The following is a 6,793-nucleotide window of genomic DNA, read 5'->3' as shown; positions in this document are numbered from 1 at the left end:
GGGGGGCGCGGTAGTGTTATCACTCCCCCGGCGGCGCGCCCGCGCCCGCGGCGGCCGCCGCCGCGTACTTCCCGCCCTCGTCGGCGAACCGCCCGTCCGGATCGCGGAAGCGCACCGGTCCGCACCGCGCGTACGCGTAGCGGCACGGCCCGTCCGCCAGGCCCGCCGGGTCGCAGCTCGCCCAGCGGCCCAGCCAGGGCGCGTAGTAGCGGGCGCCGTGGTACGAGAGGCCGGTCTCGTCGTCGCGCTCCTTGCCGGTGTAGCGGTACCGCTTGAGGCCGGTCTCGGCGGCGGTGCGGCCCGCCTGGAAGGCGGTCGTGCCGTACGGGTGGTACTCCTCGTGGCCCACCAGGGCGCCGTTCTCGTCGAGTTCGACGCAGACGGACTCCTGGTGGTCCGTGAACCGGTAGCGGACGGCGGGCCGGCCGGCGGGCAGCACGGCCGTTTCGACGAGAGCGATCTGCTCGCCGGCGTCGCCGATGTGCAGGGTCTCGCGTTCGAGGGTCGTGCCGCCCGCGCCGTACTCGCGGTAGAGCTCGAATCCGCCGAGGTAGCGGCGTTCGTTCTTGACGGCCCCGCCCATGGTGACGGTCACCTTGCGGACGCGTTCGCCGGCGGAGTCGTGGACGTAGTACGTCGTCTCGGGCGTGCCGTCGTTGACCACCTGGCGGGCGGTGGCGGCCAGGCGGTCGCCGTGGTCCCAGCGCATCAGCGGCAGGTGCGGCATGCGGGTCATGTTGCCGTGCACGTCGTGCCCGTACCGGGCGCCGTAGCCGCCGTCCGCCGCGTAGTCGGGCAGGCCCCCGGTCTCGCCGGGCAGGCTGGTGGCCAGGAGCCGGTTGCCGTCGAGGGCGTACTGGTGGTGGCGCCGCCACAGGACGGGGCCCGGTGCCTCGACGTCGGCGCCCTCGTGGTGGGCCACGTGCATCAGGTTCCCGACCGCGTCGTAGCGGAAGCGCTCGACGTAGCCGCGCAGGCCCTGGAGGTCGTTCGGGTGGACGCGGGCTCCGGCGAAGGGGTGGTCCCGGCGGCCGGCGTCGGGCGGGTCCGGCAGGAAGGCGGTCTGGCCGGCGTGCTCGCGGCCGCTCGCGGCGACGAGCCGGTACAGCGCGTCGTGGGTGAAGTCGCGGGCGGTGGCCGCACCGGCGATCGTGGCGAGCGAGGCGTCTTCGACGCGGGTGACGTTGCCGACGGGGTCGTGGGTGTAGTGCAGGTCCTGCACCACGGACGCGTTCGCGAAGAGCATCGACGCGGTGGTGTCGGGGCCGGCCGGCCGGGTCGTGCGCACGCCGGTCAGCCGGAAGGTGGCCGGGTCGTAGGTGTACGCGGTGCGGGCGCCGTTTCCGTGGACGACGCGGGTGCGCCGGCCGTGGGCGTCGTAGTCGACGCCGGTGACGAACGCGGTGGGCGTCGCCGCCCCCCGCAGGCGGACCTCGACGCGCTCGGGCAGGCCCGCCTCGTTGTACGCCCACCGGGTTTCGCTGCCGTCCGGGGCGGTGGTCGCGACCGGGCGGTCGAGGGCGTCGTACGCGGTGCTCGTGGTCAGCGCGGGGCCCGGTTCGAGCAGGGCCTCGGCGGCCCCGGCGATCAGGTCCGGGCCGGTGAGGGAGGCCAGGGCCGACCAGTCCGGGGTGCCGGTGTGGTCGCGGGCGAAGCGGCGGGAGGTGGCGAGCAGGTTGCCCTGGAAGTCGTACCGCTCGCAGGTCGTCACTCCGCAACCGTCGTAGACCCGGAAGGTGCGGCCGCGCAGGTTCCGGTCCGGTTCGGGATGCGCCTCGCCGTGGACGCGGTACTCGACCAGTACCTCGGGGTCCGGTGGTGCCCCGGGGTCGCGCGGGGCACCGGAGAGGTTCGTGTCCCCGGCCGCGGTGACGTAGGTGCCGACGGGGCGGCGCAGCGCGTCGTACGTCGTGCGGGTGCGAAAGCCCCGGCCGTTCCAGCTGAACAGCAGCCCGTCCGCCGCGTCCCGGAGGGTCAGGCGATCACCGGCGTCCGGGCTGTGCTCGAACAGCGCGTGACCGGTCAGGTCGTAGCCGGGGCTGAAGCCGTGCGGGAACAGGTTCTGCGGATCGTCGAGGGGGTGCACGCCCGGCGGGAGGGGCGGGACGACGTGCTGCAGCACCCGGTTGCCGCGGGGGTCCTGGATCCACAGCGGAGTGCCTTCCACGTCCCGCCGGGTGAAGGTGACGTGCTTCTCGTCCACCCCGTCGTCCCTGTTGTGCGCGATGGTCACGACGGTGTGCCCGCGGCTGTCGAGCAGGGCGCACCCGGGCGTGCCGGCGTGGGCGGCGGCCTGGCGCGCCGCACGGCGTTCGGCGGGCAGGGCGGAGGTGCTCATCCGCGCGTACCAGCCGTTGCCCGGTTCGAGGACGGTGTCGTTGGCGTCGTGGTCGGTGACGTGCCAGGGCGAGAACTCGACGCGGTGGTGGCTGCCGTCGGGAAGGTCGGTACGGATCAGCCGCCCGATCGCGTCGTAGAAGTGCAGCGGCGTCACGCCCTGCTCGCCGGGCTCCTCGAAGCGGTGCCCGCTGCCGGGCGGGCTGAAGTACGGCTCGTACTGCTTGACCGGGTTGCCCTTGTTGTTGACGACGGTCTTGCCGTCGGCGACCCAGCGCAGCGGGCCGCCCGGCTCCTCGGGTTCGGCCTGGACCTTCTTGACCAGGGTGTTGCCGAGGCCGTCCGCGTAGAGGAAGGCGGCCTGGAGCGGGCTCTCGGGCTGCTCGTCGGCGTGCCGTTCCCGGGTGAGCACGGCGGTGCAGGGCGGGTGCAGGGCCCAGACGACCTCGCCGTCGCGCAGTTCCTCGCCGAAGTGGAAGAGCCAGCGGTTGCCCGCGCCGAGGAGCAGCGCCCGTGCGCGTACCGGGTCGTGGTCGTCGGTCAGGACTAAGCCGTGGCGGCGGGCCGCTTGGGGGTTGAGCGCGGCCGTGTCGTGGCCGGTGCGGTGGTCGCCGGCGCCGTCCTTGCCGCTGCGCGCGGCGGCGGCGGGGAGCCCGAGGGCGTCGAAGAGGACCTCGGCCTGGTTGCCGTTGACGTCGCGCGTCCTGCGGGGCGCCATGACCCGGTAGTCGTGGGCGAGCACCTCGCTGCGGTTGCCGAGCGGGTCGGTGCTCGCCTTCAGGGAGAGGCCGTACGGGTCGTGTTCGAGGAGGGTGGTGCTGCCGAACGCGTCGGTCCACCGGGCGGGCAGGAAGAACCGCTGCGGGGCGTCGGGGTCGTACTCCGCGCCTTCCGAACAGCGCCAGTACCGGCCCGCCGCGTCCTCGCCGAGGAGCCGGACGGCGGCCTGGCCTCCGAGGTGTCCGCTGACGGTCCGGTCCGCCGCCGCGGCCCTGACCTCGGGGGTCGCCCTGTCGCCGAGGACGGCCGTGAGCAGGGCGTCGGTCCGGGCGAGGGCGTACGTCCCGTAGGGCAGGGCGCGGGCCGTCAGGCCGCCCAGGGGCAGGGGCGCGGCGAGCGTCTCGTCGTAGTAGAGCGTGCGGACGAGTCCGAGGAGCCGCTTGTGGGGTGCCGTCCCGTCGGGCAGCCGATGGTGTTCGAGTTCGGCCACCGGTGTCCCGCCGGTCTGGTACCGCTCGCCGAGCCGGAACCGGAGCATCCCCTCCGCGGTGACCCACCTCCCGTCCCCCGCGACGTCCGGACCGGTCCCGGTCAGCTCGTGGGTGCGCGTCTCGCAGGGCAGCGGGAGGCGGTACCGGTCGGGGTCCGGCGGGAGCGGATCGGTGGTGCGGATCTCGGTGTAGACGGCTCGGAGCTCGCCCTGGACGGAGGCGACGAGGGTGTCGGTCCCGGGCGGCAGGAGGGGGTCGGCGAGGGGGGACGGGCGGGTGCGGGGGTAGCCGACCGTAACGGACTGGAGGACGTTCCCGTAGGGGTCGACGGTGAGGTTGAGGGTGTGGACGATCCGCGGATCGGGTGCGGCCGGGGGTGTGGACTGCGGCGTGCGCAGGTCGAGTTCGTAGTGGTGGGCGACGGACTCGCCCTCGAAGGTGTGGAAGACGGCGTGCTGCCGGCCGGCGCGGGGCTGGACGAGGCGGATGTGCGGGGCGTGCGTGGTGGCCGTGAGGACGCGGACCGGGACCGCGGGCCGTTCGCCGTCCGTCGCGGCGCCGAGGTCGAGTTCGTACGTCTCCTCGCGGAGCAGGGCGCCGTGGAACGCCCTTACCGCTTCCCGTCGTTCGCCGGGGCCGAGCGGCAGGGCGTCGAGGCCGGGGCCGGGCGGCGCGTACTCCTCGGACGCACGGAAGTACTCGTGCCGGAACGGGTGCTGCGGGTCCCGTCCCGCCACGGGCACGCCGGTGTGGTGCCAGGTGACCGTTCGTACGGGCGGCTGGTGGAGCCGGTGGTCGGCGGTGACGTAGGGGCTGTCCGCGTTGGCCGCCGTGAACGTGCCGTAGTCCTCGACGTCCGTCCGTTCCACGCGGGCGAAGCCGCGGAACTCGCGCTCGGCGCCGTCGAAGCAGCCGTGGTGGTAGCTGTGGCGGCTGGTGAAGGCCGTGCCGCGCCACTTGTCGCGGACGGTCGTCCGCTCGACGACGTGGACGGGGAAGGGGAGCTTCGTCTCCCAGGGCGTGCCCGCCCGGCGGTCGCGCAGGCAGAAGGCGGTGGAGGGCGCGTACCCGATCTCGGTCTCGGCGCCGAGGTTGTTGCGGACCCGGGTGAGCAGATGGGGTTTCACCCCGCCCATCAGGTCGAGGTAGCGCAGCGGGCGGCGGCCGTCCGCGGGCAGGGGTGAGGACCACACCAGGCAGGCCGTGCCGTTGCCGAGCAGGTCGAGGGCGAGCACGTCGGTGATGCTGTCCGCCGGTGGGAGCGTCGGCAGTGCTACGGGGGGTGCGAAGTCGTTGCCGGACCGGTTGAAGTGGATCCGCGCGCCGTCGGCGTGCAGGTGGACGAGGTCGGTGGTGCCGGAGCCGTCGACGTCGGCGAGGAGGACGCGTCGCTGGTCGAAGCGGTCGGGGTGGTCGGACGGGGCGCCTGCCATCACGATCTTCGGGCCGAACCTGCCGTGGCCCAGGTTCGGCCAGTAGCAGACCTCGCCGTTGCGGATGCGGACGAGATCGGTGAGACCGTCCCCGGTCATGTCGGCCAGGACGACGGACTGCTCGGCGTCGGCGAAGACGAGCCGCGGCCCGCGTTCCTCGTCGCGGGCACGGACCTCGCGCCGTTCGGGCCCGAAGCCGTCCTCGCCGAGCGAGGGGTGCCAGACCAGGGCGTCGTCCTCGGTGACGAGGACGTCGGCGAGGCCGTCGCCGTCGAGGTCGACGAACCGCAGGTTCGGATCCGCCCAGTCGCGGTCGGGCAGCGAGACGAACGGGGTGTAGGGCTCCCAGGTCCCGTCGGCCGCGCGTTCCTGGAAGCCGGGATCGGGCCCGGTGAACCGTACGAGGTCGGGACTGCCGTCCCCCGCGAGGTCGAGGAACCGGGCTCCGGTGGCCAGTGCGGGCGACGGGCGGGACGGGACGGCCTCGACCGGCCCGAAGCGGGCCCGGGCCGGGGTGAGCGGACTGAGGTTGCGCTTGTGGAACCAGCCGCCGCCCTGCTCGGTGAGGATGCCCGGCAGTCCCTCGCCGTCCAGGTCGACCCACTGGTGGCGGGTGCCGTCCAGGCCGGTGGGCAGTCCGTCCAGGCTCTCCTCGTCGAGCTCGCGGACGGTGTGGTAGACGACCGGCCGGGAATACTCGAACTCGACCGGGGGCAGGGCGCGGGTGCGGTGGCCGCCGCCGTCGCGCTGGTGGCCGCGGTGGGTGACCGCCGTGAGGGTCGCGTGGACCCCGTACGCGTACCCGAGCTCCGTGGAGCGGACGAGGGCGTCGGCGCCGACCTCCGGCTCGTCGGGGAAGTGGTGGAACATCAGGACGCGTCGGCAGAGCCGGTGGGTCCGTACCTCGAAGCCGGGGCGGAACGTCGAGAAGGCGTCGGGGCGGGCGCTCCAGGCCCCGGCCCCGTGCGGGGTGGGGGCGGCCCGGTCGTGCTCGCCGTAGTCGAGGACGAGTTCGAAGTGCCACTGGCCGTCGCCGGGCAGCGGCCGCCGGCCCGTGGCGGCGTCGAGGGAGGACGGCCAGGGTGTGCGGTTGCCGTAGCGGATCCGTTTGAGGTGGCGGTTGGCGGTGCGCTGCCGGTTCCGCTCGTGGCCGGCGGCCGTGTCCACGCCCTCGTCGTCCTCGGCCTTGTAGCCGTACGCGATGAGGTTGCCCCTGTCGTCGTGGCTCTCGCAGATCAGCCAGGCGAACACGCGCGAGGCGTCGGCCGGGTCGGTGATCCGGGACTCCGGGGTGCACCCGTACCAGGTCGTGACGTCGTCACGGGAGATCGAGCGCCAGAAGACGTCGGCCGGGTCCCCGGTGTTCGTCCAGCGCTCGATGCGGGCGAACAGGCCCTCGCTGCGGGGCCGGTAGCGCCGGACGGTGTAGCGGGCGCCGCCGATCGCGCGTGGCGGCAGCGCCTCCGGCACCCAGCCGTCGCCCTCGCGGACGAGTACGGGTACCAGGTCCTCGGCGCCGGAGAGGATGAAGACGTCGGAATCGGACGCGTCGTCGTACCGGGGCACGCCCTTGTCGGTCCGGCGGGTGATCGCGGGCAGCCCCAGGCTCCAGCCCAGGCCGAAGGGACCGTTGCCCTCGCCGGAGCCGTAGCGGAGCACCGGGTCCGGTCCGAAGCCCGACCGCCCGGGGGTGGCCGCGACCGGTACGGTCATGGCGCCGGCGCCGGTGACCGGATGGGCCGCGAACTTCTCGCCGATGCCCTTGATCGCCCCGCCGCCTTTCGGGAGGCTCACGGCGGGCGGAGGCAGCGG

1 protein-coding gene is annotated in these 6,793 nt (G+C 74.2%); it reads right to left on the bottom strand.

The features are described 5' to 3' along the window. Positions 1–19: 19 nt before the first annotated feature. On the bottom strand, positions 20–6,775 hold the full coding sequence (locus tag ACFXA3_RS30640) for a SpvB/TcaC N-terminal domain-containing protein (RefSeq protein ID WP_385191917.1): 6,756 nt from the start codon (positions 6,773–6,775) through the stop codon (positions 20–22). Between the last annotated feature and the right edge of the window lie 18 nt (positions 6,776–6,793).

The organism is Streptomyces sp. NPDC059456, assembly GCF_042750055.1.
Classification (GTDB): domain Bacteria; phylum Actinomycetota; class Actinomycetes; order Streptomycetales; family Streptomycetaceae; genus Streptomyces.
The sequence above is the reverse complement of the archived record's forward strand: the minus strand, read 5'-3'. Positions and strand labels throughout refer to the sequence as shown.